This is a genomic window from Shewanella sp. VK101 (genome assembly GCF_056497865.1).
Window position 1 is genome coordinate 4,630,440 of record NZ_CM151402.1, and the last position, 16,954, is coordinate 4,647,393.

Consider the following 16,954-nt stretch of genomic DNA (forward strand, 5'->3'; position numbering starts at 1 on the left):
CATCTTAATTAACTACCACTTGAGTTTACTCAGATCGCATTGAATGGTTTCGCCCTTTTTGGCTGGTGTGCCCGGCTGCTGCGCTGATTCACACAAGAGTGTTGTACCATAGTCATTGCGTTTGTCGTGGGCATTGCTTCTGGCCCAAACCGAGACTATCGCTCTCTCTTCCGGCTTGGCTTCGCAGCTGCCATCAACATCGAAGGCATGGATGGTGTTCTGGTGAAAATACAACAGGGGATCGCGTTCGCTGCTGCCGGAAAGCCACATTGCATCGACATTGGGTTGCCCGGCATCGAAGCGGACCCGGCGCATTTTGTCATTCTCTTTTACAGTTTCCAACAAAGGTGAATCGGCTTTAATTGCCAGGCTCTTGAACTGATTGGTGCAAGCCGGCAGCCTCATGTTGTAGTACATTTCAGAAATGGCATGATTGTGAAACGGGTAAAGAGTATCGACCGACTGTACTGTCATACCTACTTCGGCGCCGACTTTCTCACCATTGATGCTGTCAATTCTCAGTAGTCCCCAGTGACCGAAGATCTCTGCATAAGCATAACCGCCACGAACATTATTGAAGTTCCTGTCATTGCGCTTGCTTTCTTCGGCATACATGGGGAACCAACCGGCAGCGGCCCACAGGTTGGGCAAGGCGTTGGCGCTGATGTCATAGGGGAAAGCCGATGGCATCTTCACCTCATCACCTGTGACCATTTTGTAGAAGTTATCAGTAAAGATTTTTCCCTGCTTTTGCACCTGTTTATTGGTGACTTTCTGCTTGAAGAATTCATTAAAACTCATGCGTTTCGCCCACTGAGCCACGGGGGATTTTTGCTCCAGCTCCCCACCAGGGCTGTAGATCCAATTGACATCACGGCGAGCCCCGAAACAAGTTTTGGCACTTTGGGGATTGTGCAATACCTGATAGATATTTTTCACCATCAGCTGCATATCGCGGCGATCCATTACGCAGAACTTTTGTCCACCGGCGCTGGTGTCGTAAATAGCCTCATCCGAGTTCAGGCAATGAGCTTGCTCGCCATTGGTGAGCGCCTGGGCAAAGCCATTTAAATAACGCAAGGTTTCATCCCAGAGAATATCGACATACTTTTGATCTTGTTTGGAATACTCTGGCGTTTCACCCAAACAGACAAAGCTTGCATTTTCAATATCAGCCGGGTCTAAAAAATCCGGTAACTTTTCTGCCATCGCTGTATTGGAAATCAGCAGTGAAATTAGTATTAGCTTCTTATTCATCACCTGGAACCTCAATTATATTTAGAGTAAATATCAGGCGAAGCATATACTTGGAATCCATTCCAAAAATGTTGTCTGAACACAGGCAACAAAAAAGATAACAGAATGAAAAAGAGTTGTGAGCCAACAAACAAAAAAGGCCCACTTGTGATCAAGTGAGCCTATCATTGAATTAAAACAGCAGTTGCAGGGACTATTTTAATCAAAGATATTTACGGGTCATGCTGCCGGTGGAGGAAACTTGAGGCAGCATATAAACCCTTTCATTATTCCTTATGTTTATCGTATTTAAAGGTATGGCAATTACTGCACAGAGGTTTTTTAGGCTGGTGTTCACCATGGCACTCAAGACAAGGCAGGTCTTTACCATAATGCAAGTTGTCATGGGGATTTTGCCATCTGTCCTCACCACTGCGGGCTGTCTTTTTTGCCAGCTCATCGACATCGTGGCACTTAAGGCAGGCACCATCTGAAGGGTACTGCTTAAGCCCTTGGTCGTGGCATACCTTACAATCCTTGCCTATCACTGCCTTATGATAATCGCGCTGCTGAACGGCATGAACCGATACCGAAGTTAGCCCTGCCAACAGCAGTGCCCATACTAAGTTTGCTTTCTTCATTATTGAGTCCTCTCTCACCGTTCAATTCAGGCTTGCATCATGCTGCGGGCCGCAGTCATACCCATCACCATACATTCGGGGATAGAGCAGCTTCCCAGGCGGCTAACGCCGTGGATGCCGCCACAGACTTCCCCTGCGGCATAGAGTCCGGTAACCGGCTTACCTGTGAGGCTGTCTTTGACTTCAGCCTTGGTGTTCACCTGGACTCCGCCCTGGCAGTAGTGCACCTTGGGCCATAGACGCACCACAGTGAAAGGCGCTTCAATATACTTATCTTTTGCCTTGGTCATATTCTTGCCAAACTGCTTGTCTTCACCGCTCTTGACATAGCGGTTGTATTCTTCGATTTGTGCCTTGAGCGGTTTCAAAGGCACCTCAAAGTGCTTGGCCAGTGCCTCCAGTGAGTCAAACTTCCAACCCACATTGTATTTGAGCACCTTGGCGGTATTGGGGTGCTGTTTGGAGTCCTTGTAGCTGGTGATCAAGATAGGTGGCAGCGGTTCTCCCTTGGCGTCACGACAGGCCAACTCGGCATCGGCGCGGGTCTTGCGGTCGGCAATTTCATTCATAAAGCGCTTACCCGTCATGCGGTTAATCGCAATTGAATGAGGGAAGTTGAAGATGGAATAGTTGGAAACATAGCCAAAACCGCCCTCATCGGGAGAGGCCCAGGGCCCGGACTGAATATGTGCCAGATGCACAGGCACTGCGCCGAGACGGAACATCTCCAACATACCTTCACCTGTGGCGCCGGGAGTATTGGTACAACCCACTTCATGGGTCAGAGTCGGATCCTGCGCCATTCGCAGGCCGATATTCTGGGCAAAGCCACCGGTTGCCATCAAGACACCACGCTTGGACTTGATATACACCAAATTGCCAGAGTCCTCTTCGCCGAAGTAATAACCCTGACGCATCTTCACCCCTTCGACGCGACCATCCTTGCCGAGGACAAAGCCCTCAAACTTGGAGCGGTTATGGGTCTTGACTCCGATACGCTGGCACTCTTTATACAAAGGCTGGGTAATACCTGCGCCGCAACTGACCGCGGTTTGATAAGTACGGGCAACCGAGTGACCACCCAATTGTTGCAGGTAAGGATGGTATTCGGCGCCGGCATCCAGGGTCATCTGTAAGGCTTCCACCGCGTGTGAAGCCACATGACGCAGCAGTTCCTCATCGGCGATACCCCGGCCCGATTTCAACTGATCGGCAACCATCTGTTCTACTGAATCCTTGACACCTTCCTGTTGCTGCATAGGTGTACCCGGTGCGGCGAACAAGCCACCGTTAATGGCAGAGTTACCACCGAAATAAGGCATTTTTTCAAAGATATGCACATCTTTGGCGCCTTTGCGGGTCGCCTCAATGGCCGCTGCCAAACCGGCAAACCCTGAACCGATAATCAGCACTTCAACTTCTTTATCCCAACTCACATCCGTGGCTTTTTCCGATACAGCCAACACGGGAGCAGCCACGGCAACTCCGGCAGCGGCGCCAACGCCCTTAATAAAGTTACGGCGTCCCAGCAGATCTACTTTGCTCATCTGTCATCACCTTTTTCGTTTTAATCGACACTGGCATCTTAGGGATGGAATCAATTCCAAAACGGGAGTTAAGCGTCAGTTGCTTTTTAAACAAAAGGGCAACATTTAAAAATGACATCTGGCTTGGGTTTTAACTGCAAAGCTGGACAAGTGACATTTTTTGGAACGGTTTCCAAACTTCGCCACAGCCCACAAGACAGGCAAGAAATCAGGGGGAAGTGAGAGCGACTGATAAACCGCTACGACTTTGGCTCTTTCTCAAGCTCAAAAGCTAATCGAAGGCAAAGGTTAGCCAAGCACCGACTCAATAAGAGGGAATATCAACAGAAAAGCTGGGTTGGAGCCGTATTATTGGGGCCTAACTGTATTCAGGACAAGTCACAACAAACTGTTGGGGGCCCAGAGGCCCCTTTTTTAGACGAGGATCAGCCGACTTTAATCAGAGTGCGGCCGCTGATTTCACCTTTAACGATTTGCGCTGCGGCCTCGGGTACCTGCTCCAGAGTGATTTCATGGCAAGCCTCTTGATAGTAACTCTCAGGCAACAGAGCCACTATCTGCTCCCAGGCAGCTCGGCGTTTGGCGGCCGGGCACTGCACCGAGTCGATTCCCAGCAGGCTGACGCCACGAAGAATAAAGGGCATTACCGTGGTTGGCAGGGCAAAGCCACCCGCCAGGCCGCAAATCGCGGCAACCCCACCATAATTCAGCTGTGACAATGCGCTGGCCAGCACCTTGTTCCCTACGGTATCCACTACGGCGGCCCAGCGCTGCTTATCCAATGGTCTGGCATCCTGCTCAAGCTCGCTGCGCTCAATTAAATCGCTGGCACCAAGCTGCTTGAGCCAGGCCGCATTCTGCTCCAGGCGACCTGTACCGGCGACAACCTTAAAGCCGAGTTTAGCCAGCAGCGTCACGGCCACCGAGCCGACCCCACCACTGGCACCTGTTACCAGCACCTCGCCATCTTCCGGTTTGATCCCAGCTTGCTGCAGCGCTTGTACACACAGCATGGCCGTGAGGCCGGCGGTGCCTATCATCATCGACTTGGCGGCTGTGCAACCCAGTGGCATAGGCACCAGCCAGTCACCCTTGACTCTGGCACTCTCGGCCATACCGCCCCAATGGTTTTCGCCAACGCCCCAGCCGGTGAGGATAACCTCATCGCCTGGCTCATAATCCGGATGGGCTGACTCTCGCACCACACCGGCAAAGTCGATACCCGGCACCATGGGGAATTGACGGATAATCTTGCCAAGCCCGGTCACCGCCAGGCCGTCTTTGTAGTTCAGCGAGCTGTAGGCAACATCGACCAGGACATCTCCCTCAGGTAGATCGCTGTCCTCCAATTGGGTTATCTGGGCCTGGGTCCGTTTATCGTTTTGGGTCAATACGAGTGCCTTAAACATGATTACCGCTCCTGCTGTTGAAAATATGGATTCAAGACTAGTGGAAAAACCACCGCCGAGACATCGGATAATTCGCAGAGTGTCGAGGCGTGCAACTCATGGGCTATTTCGCGGCTTGGTTCACATTCAATAATCCCAATCTGTTGCACTGGCCTCAATCATTGACTGTACTACTGCGAGTTTATTAACAAAATATCAACATCTAAAACTACTTCAGCGCCAACGCCTTAAGCTTACGGTATAGGGTGTTGCGGCTAATCCCCAAACGGCGTGCCGCTTCACTGACGTTACCATTGCAGGCTAGCCAGGTGTCGCGAATTTGCGTCTGCATTTGGCTGTGCAGATTGTTGCCCGGCGCGGGTGCCAAGTCGGCCATCGCTTCTTCTGCAGTACCCAAGGTCTGCTGCAGGCTCTCAGGCAGCGTTTGCCAGTTAAGTTCAGGGAACTCTTCGGCCATCAAACAGGCTACCTGCATCAGGTTATCCAGCTCCCGTAGGTTTCCCGGCCAATGATATTGCAGTAATTGCTGCTCCAACACAGGACACAGGCTCTGGGGCCGAACTCGATAGCGCTGGTGCAATTTGTGGATCAGACGCCGCAGGTCGCTTCGCTGGCGCAATGCAGGCAGTGTGACCTGCAAGCCATTAAGCCGGTAATAGAGATCGGCGCGAAAAGCCCCCTGCTGCACCAATGCTGGTAAGTCCATATGAGTGGCGGCAATCACCTGAATGTCGACGCTGTGTGCCTGATTACTGCCAATGGGCACCACCTCGCGCTCCTGCAACACCCTAAGCAAACGGCTCTGGGCCGCCAGGGGCATCTCGCCTATTTCATCCAGAAACAGGGATCCCTGGTGCGCCTGACGTATTTTGCCGACATATCCCTGCCTGGAAGCTCCGGTAAAAGCACCCGCCTGATAACCAAACAGCTCTGATTCCACCAGCTCCGCCGGGATCGCGGCGCAGTTGACCGCCACAAAAGGCTGCTGATGCCTGGCACTTTGCACATGCAGCTGTTTGACAAACTGCTCCTTGCCCACGCCGGTTTCCCCCAGGATCAGCAAAGGGATATTTCGTGCCAACACCTTACGCGCCTGCTGCCAGGCTTGCTCCAACCTGGGTTCTTTAAAAGCTGCGCTGCTTTCTCTGCTCTGGCTTTCTCGGCTCTGGCTCGTTCGAACCACAGGCTTGGTATGTTGAGGCTGCTCCAACGCCTGGGTTCTGAACACCAATCCCTGCTGCAAGCGGCCGCTGCCCCGACTCAATACCTGAGGGGACAAGGCCTGATGAATTTGGCCCAGATTGATGCCTTTGAGCAACTGCCTTGCCATAGGGTTGGCACCCAGCACCCGTCCATCAAGGTCGAGCACCAATACGCCTTGCCAGCCTGAATGCAACAGGGCCTGCTGCGGCGCCAGATCCAATCGAACAGCAGCGCCGGGGAGTCGGCACAATAAGGCCAACTCCAACTGCTGCGCCAAACTGGACACCAAGATGGCTGTCTTTGGGGTATGGATTTGCTGCTCACTGGTGATATCCAAGGCTCCCAGCAACTCACCGTCCGGGGAAAACAGCGGGCTGGCAGTGCAACTCATAAATCTGTGGCTCTTGATAAAGTGCTGCTCACCGATAACCGAAACACACTGGCGTTCGCTGAGTGCCGCGGCTATGGCATTGGTTCCCTTGTATTGCTCCATCCAGTTGACCCCGGTATCCAGGGCAATATTGGCAAGCTTTTGTGAGTAGCGGCTCACGCCCCAGTGATGCAGCACAAAACCTTGAGGATCCGAGAGGATGAGCCGGCTCTGGGTTCGCCCCATAAGTTGATTGAACAGTGGCAGTGCACTGTGCTCCACGGCTTGCAGCAGCCGGCCATGGCGCTGGCGCCGCTCATCAAGGGCTGCAGTATTGAGCCTGAGTTCATCGGGTATGGCGGCGGGATTGAGCCCGGCCCCCTGGCAACGTTGCCAGGAAGCTGATAACCAGGATTGGGAATGGGTCTTGAGTGTCATAGCCCTGCTCCATTCTGGTACACCTGTGTGTACCTTTTTGCCACAGTTTGCGCGATAGACAACTCGAGTACCCGGCACCACGCCAAGATACAGCAATCGCAAATTTAGTTTTTCATCATACTGTTAGCACAATAAATGAACAAGCAGGCTCACACTGGCCCGGCCTTTGCGTTTACCTGAGCCAAGGCCGCTGTGGCCGAACAGATAAATACAAGAAAAATCTTTCAACAAGACGAGGAAACTCACCATGATTTATGCCCAACCCGGCACTCAGGGTGCCCTGCTGCAGTTCAAGGATAAGTACGACAATTTTATTGGTGGAAAGTGGCTCGCGCCGGTTGGCGGACAATACTTTGATAACCGTACCCCGGTCACCGGCGAAGTCTTCTGTCAGGCCGCCCGCTCTGACGCCCGGGATATCGAGTTGGCGCTGGATGCGGCCCATGCCGCCAAAGAGAGTTGGGGCAAGACTTCAGTCACCGAACGGGCCAATCTGTTACTGCGCATTGCCGATCGAGTAGAGCAGAGGTTGGAGATGCTGGCAGTGGCCGAAACCTGGGAAAACGGTAAGGCGGTCAGGGAAACCCTCAATGCCGACTTACCCCTGTTGGTGGACCACTTCCGTTACTTTGCCGGCTGTATTCGCGCGCAGGAAGGCAGCGCTGCCGATATTGATGCCACCACGGTCAGCTATCACTTTCCCGAACCTTTGGGCGTGGTTGGGCAGATCATTCCCTGGAACTTTCCACTCTTGATGGCGGCCTGGAAGATAGCCCCGGCACTGGCGGCCGGCAACTGTATCGTACTCAAGCCGGCGGAGCAGACACCGGTTTCCATCATGGTACTGCTGGAGCAGATTCAAGATTTGCTGCCTGCCGGGGTGCTTAATGTCGTCAACGGCTTTGGCGCCGAGGCGGGTCAAGCGCTGGCCACCAGCAAACGCATCGCCAAGTTGGCTTTCACGGGTTCAACCGAAGTGGGTTACCACATACTCAAGTGCGCCGCCGAGTCACTGATCCCCTCGACCGTGGAGCTGGGCGGGAAATCCCCCAACATCTATTTCGCCGATGTCCTGGAACAGGAAGACGATTATCTGGATAAGGCGGTCGAAGGCATGTTGCTGGCCTTTTTCAACCAGGGTGAAGTCTGCACCTGTCCCAGCCGGGTACTGATCCAGGAGTCCATCTACGACAAGTTTATCGAGCGGGTCATCGCCAGAGCCCAGAGTATCAAACAGGGAGATCCGCTGGATACCGACACTCAGGTCGGCGCTCAAGCGTCACAGGAGCAGTTTGATAAAATACTCAGCTATCTGGAAATTGGCCGCAATGAAGGCGCCAAAGTACTGCTTGGCGGTCAGGCCAACAATCTGCCGGGCTCCCAGAGTCAGGGCTATTATGTTACCCCGACAATACTCAGTGGCCATAACCGGATGCGGGTATTTCAGGAGGAGATCTTTGGCCCAGTCGTTGCTGTAACCACCTTCAAAGATGAAGCAGAAGCTCTCAGCATTGCCAACGACACTCAGTACGGTTTGGGTGCCGGCGTCTGGACCCGGGATATGAATCGGGCACAGCGGATGGGGCGGGGGATCCAGGCAGGACGGGTCTGGATCAACTGCTATCATGCCTACCCGGCACATGCCGCTTTTGGAGGATACAAAAAGTCAGGTATCGGCCGGGAGACCCACAAAATGATGCTGTCTCACTACCAAAATACCAAGAATCTGCTGGTGAGTTACTCCACCAGTCCCTTGGGTTTCTTCTAAACCAAACACAGTAAAAAAGTTCATCTCGGATCTTCGGGGAACGCCTCTCTGACTTTCAGAAAGAAGTATTCGGTATCCCGGTAGCCATAGCCCATTCGCTTCAGCAGTTTGATTTTGTTGTTCATCCCTTCCAGTCGGCAGGTGTGCAACGGATGAACCGCTGAAGCAACTATGCCATGAAGATAGTTTTTAAGACGCTGGCCAAATTGGAGTAACGGCCTGATACCACTCTCTCTGACTTGTTGCCACCAAAGGTTCCATTGAGCCGTGGCTTCGGCTTCATCTGTGCAGTACCACATCTCCTTGAGTTGATTAGCCTGGTCAACCCTGACTCGGTCGATGACTTCACGGCCATACTTGGCAACAACATGAAACAAGTCGTAGACCACTTTGGCTTGGGGACAGTGCATCTGTACCTCCAGGTCAAAGGCGGTATTCATATCCATAGCAACGGCTTCAATCTGTTGGCAGTACTGACCCAACTTAACGAAAAACGGCCGGATAGCTTCTCTACTGCGGCCTTCACCTATCCAGAGGACTTGATGAGTATCCGCATCGGCCACCACGGTGGCGTAACGATGGCCTTTGAACAGGGCAAACTCGTCCATGACCAGGCGTTTGACACGACTCCAATCATGAATATTCGATGTTGAGAACGGTTGGGGTTGGTCATTGTTTTGGTTTGGCGACTAAACAATAACTCTCCAACCGTTTTCATTTCCAGTCCACGCTAATATTCGATGGGGCTTTTTTACTTTCTAGCGACTTTGCATTCTCACTGAGAGAGTACACTCCTTAGCGGAATGGTATAATGCCCGCATCTGCATGCAATAAGGTAAACCCGTGTTCCACATCGCCCTCTATGAACCCGAAATCGCCCCCAATACCGGCAACATTATCCGTCTCTGCGCCAACAACGGCTGCGAGCTACACCTGATAGAGCCTTTGGGTTTTGATCTGGAAGAGAAAAAACTGCGCCGGGCCGGGCTGGATTATGGCGATCTGACCCGAGTAAACCGTTACCCGGATTTCCCGCACTTTCTCGCAGCCATGGCGGGCAAACGCATTTTGGCTTGCACCACCAAGGGCAGCCGGCCACATTCTGAGCTCGAGTATCGGCAAGGTGATGTGCTCTTGTTTGGCCCAGAGAGCCGCGGCCTGCCTCAGGAAATATTGCAGAGCATTGCTGCAGAGCACAGACTGAGGATCCCTATGGTGCCCTCCAGCCGCAGCCTGAACCTTTCCAACGCAGTGGCTATCATCAGCTATGAAGCATGGCGTCAACAGGGTTTCAGCGGCGCTAAATAAATCAGCGATGTTGCAGTGAGATGGCTCTGTAGGTTTGATAGCTATCCGAGTCCTCATCCAGATAGTGCAAATTCTGGCGCCAGAGCCAGCCGTCATTGTCGGCTTCGAATAGCAGTTGGATCAACGCCGGGCGTCCGCCGGACTGCCCTTCACCCAACAGGGAAAATCCGCGGCCCTGATGGTAAAGAGTGAAGGATTGAAAGCGTTCTTCGGTCACACCATCAAAGTACCAGAGCCCCACGCTGGGGTCTTGGTCTCTGAACCACCAGGTTTCACTCAGGGGATGGCGTGCCCCTTCACTGACGCTGAGTAACAACTGACGCTTGTCTTTACTGCAGATGGCATCCAGGCTGAGCTCCTTCGGGGGTTGTCCGCTTTGGGCGCCATCCCCCTGCCAATGGCCATTGAGCGCTTCACAGAATTGGCTAAAGGAGGCCTTGCCGGCCCAGGCGGGTTGCCAGGCCAAGGCCAGGGAAATAATAAACAGGCGTAGAAAATCAGAAGAGTTCGATATCGTTGTTGTTTTGCTTGAGATGTTCATCTTGATACTGGCTCAAAGCCTCGTGTAGTGGCATTCCCTGCAGCACAAGATCAAACATTTTGCGTTCACAGTCCAGCGAGTATGTCGACTTAATCGTACGCTGTAACATTTTCCAGGCATGTTCCGAGGTGCGACTATGCTCATCCCGCAGAACTTCCTCAGTCAGCGCCAGCCCGGTCACCACATGGTTGAGCCTTTGTGACAGGCGATCATAGAACTGAAAAGCCACTATGCCTTCATTGACCTTACCGGCCAGATGGCGGCCATGATCGCAGATCTCGGCCGGAGTATTCTCCTGAGTTTCCAACCAAGCATTCACCTCACGCAATTGCTCCGCCATGTCGGTAAACAGACTCCCTAAACCGGTGACATTGTGTTCACCGTCAGTCAGGGTCAACTCTATCTGAGCTATCGACAACAACAAGAGTTTTACCGTTTCCGAAATATGCAGCCATTGGGCCGAATCGAGTGAATCCAGAGTCGTGGGCGTTTCGAGCTGCTTGTTATCTGTCATGGTCATGGGGATCTCTGTGGCTGAGTGGCAGGCATAAAGAAGTTTAGGACATAAAACGCCTTTTGCCTTTTACCTGGCACGGCCGGCAAACGGCAACCCGGTGTCGTGACTATGCGTTAGTACCCAGGGCGTTAGTGCCCGGGAGCTTTTTAACTCCGCCAAATCCCACAGTCGAACCGCACCTGGATCAGAACAAAGTTTCCCGATAAACAAGCCGATAAATTTCTGTTTTCGTAGCAGATCTATTGCACAGTTTCTGCGACAATCAATGCCAATGCTGTTATTGCCGGAGATCTCATGCACAGACTCAAGAGCCGTATCATCAGAGAGTGGGATTTCAACCACAAAGGCTGGTTGCTGGAGGCCGCACGCTTCCTGGCACCGCAGTTATTGGCGCTGACGCTGTGGGACGAGTCAGAGCGTAAGCCGCTGCTGGCCATTTGGCCTACCGAGGCGGACTCCCCCAGCTTGCTGCTGGATCTCACCCAATTTAAGGGGCATCCCCAGGTCTGCCTCTGGCATCAACAACTCACCTTGGTGGATGAAACCGGGCTCTGGATCTGGGATTCGCTGACAGAAGATAAGGCGCAGCACTACCCCTTTGCCAATCCGGATGTGCTTTCCATGACAGTGGAGCAGCAACACTTCCACTTTCTGCCATTGCAGCTTTGCCCGCTGGATGACAATCAACTGCTGCTGCGAATGAGTTCCCCCAATACCCGTAAGGGCCGAGCCATTTCCTGGTTATTTATCAAGGATGATCAGTGTCACTTGGTCAACAGATACAAGGAGCCGGACGAACCTGAGCTCATCGCCTTAAAGCCGGGCAGCCCACACTGGCTTGAAGAGATCCAGGTCTGTGACAGGCAGATTTTCTGCCTCTGTCAGGGGCAGTCTGCAGCGGACAGTCAAGAGACGATATTGGCAGAGTACAGATATGGCCTGCCGGACAGCCTCTTTGGCAAGCTTTCCAAAATGCTCGGCAGTGGTCAGGAAAAAGATCTGCTCTTGCAGTCGTCTCGCCTTCTGGCGCCCGGCAACGCCCGTTTCAGCAATTGTGGGCCACAGCTGTGGTTAAGAACCAAGGGCAACAATCGCTTCGAGTGTCATCCGCTGGCCGAGGAGCAAAACTCCTTTGAACTGGCACTAACCCAGGTTCAAAGTCTCGGTGACATCAAACCGGCCAAGGCGCAGGTCAGCTTTATGGATGACAAGCTGTTTGTCGTTCACGACAAACGCAGGCTGAACTTGTGTGAAGTTCAAGCCCCAAAGTAAAAGCGCGTATGCAGAATGATATAAAAAGCCACCTCAATTGAGGTGGCTTTATGATCCAGTTGGTCGGGTTAACCGCCGAAACCGACATCCTTGATATCGACCCGGGTCACCTCGCCATACTTGGCCGCTATCGGGGCTATCTTGTCGCCACTGCCAATCAGCACCATCTGCAACTTATCCTTGGGGAAGTAGTTGTCGACCAACTGCTTGGTCTGCGCCAGAGTCAGCCCATCCACCCGTTGCTGGAATTGATTGATATAGGACTCATCAAAACCGTACAGGTACATGTCTGACAGCAGGCCAGCCAACTGGCCACTGGTTTCAAACTTGGGCGGGAACTGGCCTTTGACGTAGGCCTTGGCTGAATCCAGAGTCTGCTGATCTATCCCTTTCTGCCACAGGCGGCTGTAGGTCTTGAGTGCCAAGTCAATGGCTTCCTCTGTAGTAGCCGACTTGGTGAAAGTACTGATCATAAACACCCCTGAGTCACGATAGGGAACGAAACCCGAGCGCGCGCCATAGGTTAAACCGGCATTCACCCTCAGCTCATCGTTGAGCCAGGAGGTAAAACGGCCACCGAGTATGGTGTTGACCACAGTCAGGCCCACATAGTCAGGGTTATCCTGAGTCACACCCAGGCCACCTATGGTGAAGGTGGTCTCTATCGCGTCCGACTTATCCACCAGCAAGACTCGGCTGGCAGACAGGGTCGGCAGCCCCTGCTTGAGGTCAACGGCACGCAGCGATTCACTGTTGCTCCATTGACCGAATGCCGCTTGCAGCTTGGCCTTCATCTGCGCCGGGTCGAAATCGCCCACCACGCTGATAGCGGTATTGGCCGGTTGATAGTAGCCCTTGTGGAAGGCTCTCAGCTGGTTGACCGTCAACTGGGACACTGACTCACTGGTTCCCGAAGTGGCATTGCCATAAGGATGCTGACCGAAGACCAACTTGTTGAAGTAGCGCCCAATCACGGACTTGGGACTCTCTTTCTCCTGCGCCAGCTCGGCGACTCTGCGGCTCTTGAGTTTATCAAACTCGGTGGCCTCAAAGTCGGGACGGGTCAGCACATCGGCAAACAATCCCAGCATGGTATCGGCATCTTTGGCCATAAAATCGGCGCTGAGGTAACTGCCCTCACGGCCGGCATCAGCATTCAGACTGGCACCGAGAAAGTCCACCTCCTGCTCTATGCTGGCCTTGGTGCGACCGGCGGCGCCGAGCAACAAGCCCTGAGCCGTCACCTCTGCCACACCGGCTGTGGTGTCATTGACGCTGCCGACTTTCACCACGGCGTTTAGGGTGATCAGCGGCACCTCTTTCTGCGGCATCAGCATCAGCGTCAGGCCGTTATCCAGAGTGACTCTTTCATATGCTGGCAGTACAAAGTGGCCGGTATCCTGGCTCACCTTCACCTGGGTAGACTGACAACCAGAAACCATCAAAGCTGCGGCAATGGCCATGGCGCCCAGAGAGGCCTTGAGAGAAAAAACCTTGCTCATTGATCCGCCTCCTCTTGTGCAGCCAGTACCCCCACAGTGCGGTTGGCACGGCGCAGGTATGTTTCTGCCACCCTTTGAATGTCGGCCACTGTGACCTGGTTATAGGCATCCGGCGCCTGGAACAGCTTGTCGAAGCTACCGAAATAAAGTTCGTAGGTGCCCAGGGTATTGGCCTTGCCATTGATGGTTTCCATACTGCGATAGAAATCCATCAGCTTGATATTTTTTGCTTTTTCCAACTCTTCAACCTTAATGCCGTCACGGGCAATACGGTTGACCTCTTCGATCAATGCCTGCTCCAGAGTGGTGGCGCTGACACCTGGGGCCGCCACCCCAAGGATGTACAACAGGTTGGGGTCAAAAGACATGGGCATATAAGTCTCGGCGGCAATCGCCAACTGCTTGTCCACCAAAGCCTTGTAGAGGCGCGAGCTGTTGCCTTCACTCAGAATCGAGGTCAGCAGATCCAGCGCGTAATAGTCTTTATTGGTGGTGGCCGGTACGTGATAGGCCAGCATGATATTGGGCGTGCTGACAGACTCCTTCTTGACGAAGACCCGTCGTTCCCCTTTTTGCAGCGGCTCGACTGTCTTCACCGCCTTGGGTGGCTCTTGCGCCGGGATAGGGCCAAAGTAACGCTGGGCCAGACGCTTGACCTCGGCCAGCTTAACGTCACCGGCAATCACCACAACCGCATTGTTGGGGGCATAGTAGGTCTTGTGATACTGCACCAGATCTTCCAAGGTCCAGGCCGCAATATCAGATTCATGGCCAATCACAGACCAGCTATAGGGATGCGCCCTGAAGGCCACACCTTTTACCTCTTCCTGCAGGGTACGCCAGTTGGAGTTTTCCAGCCCTGTGGTACGCTCGGAGGCAACTACGCCGCGCTCACTCTCTACCATCTCGGCATTGATATCCAACGCCGCAATCCGATCGGCTTCCAGATCAAAAATGGTTTCCAGAGCATTGGAAGGGAACCAGTCGGTATAAACGGTCACGTTTTCAGTAGTGTAGGCGTTGTTGGCGCCACCGGCCGCTTCCATGGTGCGGTCAAACATCTTAGGGCCGTATTTCTTGGAGCCATTGAACATCATATGCTCGAAGAAGTGGGAGATCCCTGTGATCCCGGGCACCTCGTTGCGTGAACCCACCTTCCAAAACAGATACATGTTGGCATTGGGAATGGATGAATCCTCCAATACCATGATTTTCATGCCGTTATTCAGGGTAAAACTCTGAATATCTTCGGCCGTGGTCGCCTGTGTTGTCGCCGCACCAAGAAGGCTGGCTGACATCAGCAGGGCGGTCAGCGTACGCTTCATTGGGTCGCTCCTTGGCTGATTGCTGATTTCAAAAGATCCAATATCGGGTAAAAAAGCACTGTAAATCAAGTAACAAGTGATACGGAATTGTCAGATTTTGTAAGCAAAATGCTTTATCCCGTACGGTTTATTTGCCGCTTAAGCTGGTGAGTGCCAGTGTGGTCAACGCCTCTACCCCCGTCTTGAACGCTGCTTCATCGGCATAGAAATAGGGGGAGTGATTGCTGGCCGCCGTTGCCGGGTCAGTCCCCTCAGGAGTTACCCCAAGAAAGAAGAAAACCCCCGGGGTTTCTTGCGCGTAGAAAGCAAAGTCCTCAGCCCCTGTGATAAGCCCGGGTTCCACCAGCCTCTCCTTGCCGACCACTTGCTCCAGCAAGGGCCTGACTTCGGCCACCAATTCAGCACTGTTCACCAGCACAGGATAGCCTTGGACTATCTCTGTCTTCGCCTCAGTGCCATTGGCTTGCGCTATCAATTCGGCGGTCTTGCTCAGTTGCTGTTTGATATTGGCCCGGCTCGGCTGATCAAAGGTTCTGATGGTGCCGATAAGCTCAACCTCATCGGGAATGATATTCGAACGTATCCCGCCGTTGATGGCACCAAAGCTCAATACTGCGGGGCCGGCAGTCAAATCAGTGCGGCGGCTGATAATAGTTTGCGAGGCACTGACAATTTGTGCCGCGGCCACTATGGGGTCGGCGCCATTCCAGGGGCGGGAGCCATGGGTTTGACGTCCTTTAACCTGGATACTGAAAGAGTCTTCACTGGCCATGGTTGGCCCGCCCCTGAGCCCTATCATGCCTGTTGGGAGATTCGAGGTTACATGCAGCCCAAAAACACGTTCAGGTTTGGCGGCAAACAGCCCCTGCTTCAGCATCAACTCGGCGCCGCCTTCTTCCCCTTCAGGCGCTCCCTCCTCCGCCGGTTGGAAAATAAACATCACCTCACCATGAAGCTGAGATCGCAAGTTGCTCAGGGCTTCGGCCACCCCCATCAAGATAGCCACGTGGGTATCGTGACCACAGGCATGCATGACACCCACCTCTTGCCCACGGTAGTCGGCCTTAACCTTGGAGGCAAAGGGAAGATCCACAGCTTCAGTAACAGGTAAGGCGTCCATGTCGGCCCGAAGAGCGATCAAGGGCCCGGGATAATCGCCCTTGAGCAAGGCAACGACACCGGTATGAGCCACTCCAGTCTGTACTTCCAATCCCAAAGATTGCAGGTGCTCACTGACCTTGGCGGCCGTGCGAAACTCACGGTTGGACAACTCAGGGTGCCTATGCAGATCCCGCCGCCATTCAATCACTTTTGGCTCCAACTTGGCGGCTTGCTGCTGCGCCAGCACAGTAGGGTCGGCTGCGAATACGGCAAATGGCAACAACCAGGCGGGAGCCAGGCTCAGTCCCGAGACAAAAGATTTCATAACAATTCCCTGTTAGTCTGAATGGTTTGGACGGCAAGCACTTTAACTTGGGGGCTGAAATACAGCTCTGGCTTAAGGTTCTATCTGCTTCTGTTTCAGCTTCTTCATCTTGGGCTCTTCGATCTTGCGCTCTTTGGCCGCCGCCTCTTTGGCTTCCTGCAAGTATTTCTGTTCCCGCTGCACCCTCTCATCAAACTGTTTTCTGGCTTTTAGCCTTTGCTCCTCCTGCCATTCACCGGATTGCTGGCGTTTGAGCACCTTCTGTTCCCGCTCGGCAGTTTCCTTGGCTGCGGCCCTGGCTTTTTCCAGTTGTTCCTGCTCCAGACGCCGGGCATCTTCACTGGCTTTTTCACTCAATTGAGTCAAATCGGCCGCACTCACGCCAAAGGCCAGCAGCCAGCTCAGTAACAGTATTAATCTCGCCATAATTCACTCCTGCATGAGAGAGAAC

Annotated in this window: 14 protein-coding genes and 1 pseudogene; 3 read left to right on the forward strand and 12 right to left on the reverse strand. The window is 53.3% G+C overall.

Annotated features, from left to right (window positions below; translation table 11 throughout):
• Positions 1 to 12 precede the first annotated feature (12 nt).
• From dddY to ACSHSR_RS20595, 5 genes are all read right to left on the reverse strand, one after another.
• A complete protein-coding gene (gene dddY, locus ACSHSR_RS20575; protein ID WP_107111414.1) occupies positions 13 to 1,257 on the reverse strand; it encodes a dimethylsulfoniopropionate lyase DddY in 1,245 nt (414 codons plus the stop codon).
• Between the two features lie 266 nt (positions 1,258 to 1,523).
• Positions 1,524 to 1,877, reverse strand: coding sequence for an acrylate reductase cytochrome subunit ArdB (gene ardB, locus ACSHSR_RS20580; RefSeq protein WP_107111398.1), 354 nt, complete (start codon positions 1,875 to 1,877; stop codon positions 1,524 to 1,526).
• A gap of 26 nt (positions 1,878 to 1,903) precedes the next feature.
• On the reverse strand, positions 1,904 to 3,424 hold the full coding sequence (gene ardA / locus ACSHSR_RS20585; RefSeq protein ID WP_109248509.1) for an acrylate reductase flavoprotein subunit ArdA: 1,521 nt from the start codon (positions 3,422 to 3,424) through the stop codon (positions 1,904 to 1,906).
• A 425-nt stretch (positions 3,425 to 3,849) separates the two neighbouring features.
• A complete protein-coding gene (gene acuI, locus ACSHSR_RS20590) occupies positions 3,850 to 4,833 on the reverse strand; it encodes an acrylyl-CoA reductase (NADPH) (RefSeq protein WP_107005790.1) in 984 nt (327 codons plus the stop codon).
• Between the two features lie 208 nt (positions 4,834 to 5,041).
• On the reverse strand, positions 5,042 to 6,844 hold the full coding sequence (locus ACSHSR_RS20595) for a sigma-54-dependent Fis family transcriptional regulator (RefSeq protein WP_208185231.1): 1,803 nt from the start codon (positions 6,842 to 6,844) through the stop codon (positions 5,042 to 5,044).
• A 247-nt stretch (positions 6,845 to 7,091) separates the two neighbouring features.
• Here ACSHSR_RS20595 and exaC point away from each other — a divergent pair, with 247 nt between their 5' ends.
• On the forward strand, positions 7,092 to 8,612 hold the full coding sequence (gene exaC, locus ACSHSR_RS20600; protein ID WP_071238011.1) for an acetaldehyde dehydrogenase ExaC: 1,521 nt from the start codon (positions 7,092 to 7,094) through the stop codon (positions 8,610 to 8,612).
• Between the two features lie 20 nt (positions 8,613 to 8,632).
• On the opposite strand, the pseudogene ACSHSR_RS20605 reads toward exaC, so the two are convergent.
• Positions 8,633 to 9,247, reverse strand: a pseudogene (locus ACSHSR_RS20605) (ISL3 family transposase); the annotation flags it as partial.
• A gap of 208 nt (positions 9,248 to 9,455) precedes the next feature.
• Here ACSHSR_RS20605 and ACSHSR_RS20610 point away from each other — a divergent pair.
• Positions 9,456 to 9,920: a tRNA (cytidine(34)-2'-O)-methyltransferase gene (locus ACSHSR_RS20610; RefSeq protein WP_025010760.1), complete on the forward strand. Its 465-nt coding sequence runs from the start codon at positions 9,456 to 9,458 to the stop codon at positions 9,918 to 9,920.
• Position 9,921: 1 nt separating this feature from the next.
• Here the strand turns inward: ACSHSR_RS20610 and ACSHSR_RS20615 are convergent, their stop codons facing one another.
• Positions 9,922 to 10,461 (reverse strand): hypothetical protein, encoded by a 540-nt coding sequence (locus tag ACSHSR_RS20615; RefSeq protein ID WP_167715614.1) that lies wholly within the window; start codon positions 10,459 to 10,461, stop codon positions 9,922 to 9,924.
• Complete coding sequence (locus ACSHSR_RS20620; protein ID WP_129979781.1) at positions 10,418 to 10,981, reverse strand: hypothetical protein; 564 nt, start codon at positions 10,979 to 10,981, stop codon at positions 10,418 to 10,420. The genes ACSHSR_RS20615 and ACSHSR_RS20620 overlap by 44 nt, the downstream gene beginning before the upstream one ends.
• A 291-nt stretch (positions 10,982 to 11,272) precedes the next feature.
• Between ACSHSR_RS20620 and ACSHSR_RS20625 the strand changes: the two genes are divergently transcribed.
• Positions 11,273 to 12,250: a hypothetical protein gene (locus ACSHSR_RS20625; protein WP_335920334.1), complete on the forward strand. Its 978-nt coding sequence runs from the start codon at positions 11,273 to 11,275 to the stop codon at positions 12,248 to 12,250.
• 68 nt (positions 12,251 to 12,318) lie between these two features.
• Here ACSHSR_RS20625 and ACSHSR_RS20630 read toward each other — a convergent pair whose 3' ends face one another.
• The 4 genes from ACSHSR_RS20630 to ACSHSR_RS20645 form a co-directional block, all read right to left on the reverse strand.
• Positions 12,319 to 13,692 (reverse strand): M16 family metallopeptidase, encoded by a 1,374-nt coding sequence (locus ACSHSR_RS20630; protein ID WP_479631534.1) that lies wholly within the window; start codon positions 13,690 to 13,692, stop codon positions 12,319 to 12,321.
• A gap of 56 nt (positions 13,693 to 13,748) precedes the next feature.
• Entirely contained in the window at positions 13,749 to 15,077 is a 1,329-nt protein-coding gene (locus ACSHSR_RS20635) for a M16 family metallopeptidase (RefSeq protein WP_039036029.1), read from the reverse strand.
• Between the two features lie 127 nt (positions 15,078 to 15,204).
• Positions 15,205 to 16,503 (reverse strand): amidohydrolase, encoded by a 1,299-nt coding sequence (locus tag ACSHSR_RS20640; protein ID WP_479631109.1) that lies wholly within the window; start codon positions 16,501 to 16,503, stop codon positions 15,205 to 15,207.
• A 72-nt stretch (positions 16,504 to 16,575) separates the two neighbouring features.
• Positions 16,576 to 16,929 (reverse strand): hypothetical protein, encoded by a 354-nt coding sequence (locus tag ACSHSR_RS20645; protein WP_479631110.1) that lies wholly within the window; start codon positions 16,927 to 16,929, stop codon positions 16,576 to 16,578.
• Between the last annotated feature and the right edge of the window lie 25 nt (positions 16,930 to 16,954).